This window comes from Paenisporosarcina sp. P4_E4_2 (genome assembly GCF_056401595.1).
This window is the reverse complement of the sequence record NZ_JBFUJC010000319.1, coordinates 1-3,631: the sequence shown is the minus strand read 5'-3', so window position 1 is coordinate 3,631 and position 3,631 is coordinate 1. Positions and strand designations below refer to the sequence as shown.

At 34.6% G+C, this 3,631-nt stretch carries 4 protein-coding genes; all 4 read left to right on the top strand.

Going from position 1 to position 3,631, the window contains the following annotated elements; all coding sequences use genetic code 11:
- Window positions 1-302: 302 nt before the first annotated feature.
- Window positions 303-659, top strand: a complete 357-nt coding sequence (locus AC1DSB_RS16280; protein WP_477587119.1) for a hypothetical protein — start codon at window positions 303-305, stop codon at window positions 657-659.
- Between the two features lie 156 nt (window positions 660-815).
- Window positions 816-1,403 (top strand): histidine phosphatase family protein, encoded by a 588-nt coding sequence (locus AC1DSB_RS16275; protein ID WP_477587118.1) that lies wholly within the window; start codon window positions 816-818, stop codon window positions 1,401-1,403.
- Window positions 1,404-1,520: 117 nt separating this feature from the next.
- Window positions 1,521-1,973 carry a hypothetical protein gene (locus tag AC1DSB_RS16270; protein WP_477533187.1) on the top strand — a complete coding sequence of 151 codons (453 nt, stop codon included), beginning with the start codon at window positions 1,521-1,523 and terminating at the stop codon, window positions 1,971-1,973.
- A gap of 214 nt (window positions 1,974-2,187) precedes the next feature.
- A complete protein-coding gene (locus AC1DSB_RS16265; RefSeq protein WP_477587117.1) occupies window positions 2,188-3,072 on the top strand; it encodes an aminoglycoside phosphotransferase family protein in 885 nt (294 codons plus the stop codon).
- Window positions 3,073-3,631: the final 559 nt, after the last annotated feature.

The window sequence follows — 3,631 nt, the reverse complement described above, 5'->3', positions numbered from 1 at the left end:
TCATAACAATAGCCGAAAGCATTAAATAAAAGTCAAAGGGAGTTAAAATGAGCTCCCTTTGTTTATAAGAGAAATCAAAGTAAGGATGCTTTTTATTCGATAATTTAAAAACGTTCTTCAACTAACGGGTGCTTTACTTTAATAAGGGGTAAAGCCCTTTTCTTATTCAACTAACGGGGTAGTTTAGTTGAAGAAGAAATCAATAAAATGACTATAGTAGCCTAACATTCGAATGAGCAAAGAATTGAAAAAGATGTAATCAAAATCTTAACAGAGCTATATGGTAAATAAGGAGTGTAATAATGAAAATAATAAATATAGAATATCCAACGGATTTATCCAAGATTTCAAATATTAAAGATGACAATGTTGATGTTTTTGTTGAATTAGATGATGGTTTTACTTATAACTTAGTTGTTTCAACTCCAAAAAATCTTGAAACAGAGATGAGTAGGGAGAAATCAAATTATATTGCTCCAGGACATCCGATGGTTTTCGTGAAGGAGCTAACAGAGGAAAATGTACGGAGGGCACTTGAAAGCTACTTAGAAGACAACGCGTATTGGTTAAAACTATATTACTTAGCAGGAGAATTTGACTTAGAGACATTTGCTCAAATGTTAAAAAAAATTAAGAACGAAAATGAGGAAATTTTTTAATAATAATTTATTATTTCAATCTATGGAATGCGTAACCATTCTTCAACTAACGGGTGCTTTACTTCAATAAGGAGTACAGCCTTTTTTCTTATTGAACTAACGGGGCAGTAGAGTTGAAGAAGGAAAAATAAGAGAAACTTATTGAGGGGGAATATATTGAGTACAGTTGTTTATATGGTGAGACACGGTGAGTCGCCAAAAGAAGGAAATGATAGAACAAGAGGATTAACCGAAAAAGGTTATTTAGATGCTCAACGAGTAACTGACATATTGAAAGATGAAAAAATCGATGCAGTTGTTTCTAGCCCATACATACGTTCAATATTGACTGTTGAAAAGATAGCTCAACAAATAGGGCAAGAAGTTTTAGTCTTTGAGGATTTAAAAGAGAGGATATTTTCTTCTGAAAACAAAAGATTAGCTGATAAGGAATTGGTTCAGATTTTGGAAAAGTCGTTTTTCGATTCGAATTTCTCCTTAGAGGGAGGAGAATCAAATGYTGATTGTCAAAAAAGAGCTATAAAAGTTTTAAAAGAACTATTAGATACTTTGAGAAATAAAAAAGTAGTGATAGGAACTCACGGGGCTATTATGACCTTGATGATGGGATATTTCGATAGCACCTATGACTTGAATTTTTTACATAGCACATCAAAACCTGATATTTATAGAATGGAATTCAATGAACAGGAATTACTGAACGTTCAAAGAATATGGGGTGTAAGTATTAGCGTTAACCAATAAAAATTATTTCTTGTTCTTCAACTAACGGGTGCTTAGTTGAGTAATATATTCTAAGCTTTACTTATACCCGTAAATAACAAGCTTCACTGTTGATGTATAGAAAGAAGGGGCAATTAAATGAAATACCAATTACATTTTACCATTTCAGAATACTTTCAGGGGGTTGATGGATATCCGGTGCCTGAAGATTATGGGTATTGGGTTCCGTTAATGAAATACTTCATTGAGAGGTCGGATACAGTTGAAATCCATTGTTGGAATGAAGAAAAAGAAGTGATCAAGGAAATGAACGCCTTAGTTCAAAGCCATCCTAGGTTGCCAGAAGATGTAAACTTAACTATTTTTCACTGCAGTCTAACAGATGAGGTTGCACATCATCTCCTATATGAACACATAGCTGAAACGGAAAATATAAAATGGTTCTCTATTTTCTTAAGCAAAGGCGATATTACAATGTTTCACTCTGAACATTGGGGAACAGAATTTTTTGCCCCTGATCTTAGTCAAGAAGATATAGCGTATATTAGATCTGTTATGCCAAAGGTTACAAATTTCCACCAATACAAGTAGGGTGATTAATGAACAGTTAGCTACTATGTCATCTCTTTTTCTTCTTTAACTAACGGGGCAGGATAGTGGAATAAGAAGTCATTGTAGTAGTAAGTATATGGTACATTAAATGTAATCAAATTAAAGGGGTTGATAAGGATGCGTTTATCAAATAAATTTGTGACTGTAACTGGGTTTTGGGTGATGAATAAATAAAATTATAGGGAGAAATTAAATGATAAAAATCGACGTAGATTTAGTATCGAAGTTAATAAATAGCCAATTTCCAGAGTGGTCTAATTTGGAAATAAAGCCTGTTAAAAAAAGTGGAAATGATAATAAAACTTTTCACTTAGGCAACAGTATGAGCGTTAGGTTACCAAGTGATGTAGCCTATGTACCCCAAGTTGAAAAAGAACAAAAATGGTTACCCATTTTAGCCAAGCATCTTTCTACACCAATATCTGAACCATTAGCTAAAGGAGAACTAAATGAGGATTACCCACATCCTTGGTCAGTCAACAAATGGTTGGATGGAGAGACATTAACTTTAGAAAATATAGATGATTCAAATCAATTTGCAAATGATTTGGGGAAATTTTTAGTTGAATTACAATCTATTGACGCCAGTGAAGGTCCCTTAGCTGGCGAACATAATTTTTATAGAGGCGGAGATATTGTTGTATACGATGATGAGTGTAGAGATGCCATTAATAATAATGTAAATACTTTTAATAAACACCTATTGAAAGAAATTTGGGAATTGGCATTAACTTCAAAGTGGGCTGGTGAACCAGTTTGGGTCCACGGTGACATAGCCCCAGGAAATATATTAATTGAAAATGGTAAATTGTGTGCGGTTATTGATTTTGGGATATTGGGAGTAGGAGACCCTTCTTGCGATGCTGCAATGGCTTGGACTTTTTTTGATGATAGTAGCAGAAAGACATTTAAGAATGCATTGAATTTTGATGCAGAAACTTGGAATAGAGCAAGAGGTTGGGCTTTATGGAAGGCTTTAATAACCTACAACTATAATAAACAATCTAACAAAGCAGTCGCAGATGAACAATGTAATATTATAGAAGTAATCATTAATGATTACGAAACTGAAAGATAAAGGCATTAAAATAGAATTTTTTATTGCACTAACGGGTGCTTTAGTTGAAGATTCGATTTCCGAAATAATCAATCTTTTTTATAAAAGTGAATAGCAATGAACAGGTGAAACCTCGTATTTTGATCAAACTTTGTTCAAAATAAGAGGTTTGTTTTTCACCAAAAAATTGAGGATTCTCGCTAAATTTCTATCAATCTTTATTCAAATGTTACAGCGGCGGACGCGTTTCGCGGGCACGGCTTCAGTCTCCTCGTCACTAGAAAAACCGGTGCTCCTGTTTCTGCATCGCTCTGCTAGCTTCGAAACATGAAAGTACGTTGCATCGCTTCGCTAGCTTCGTCGCAAACGAATAGTGCAAACTTACATTTGCACTATTCGTTTCCTGCGGGGTCTTCAGCTAGTGCTGTTCTCGCCGCCTCCACTCCAATCAAAAGAAATTGCTTCTGTAAGCGTGTCTCTGCAAAATATTTAAGTTGGAAGGTGGTTGTCTATTTCTGAAGACTACTGCGGAAAAACGAAACAAGCTAGACCCCACAGGCAACGAATTGTGCACAATTCG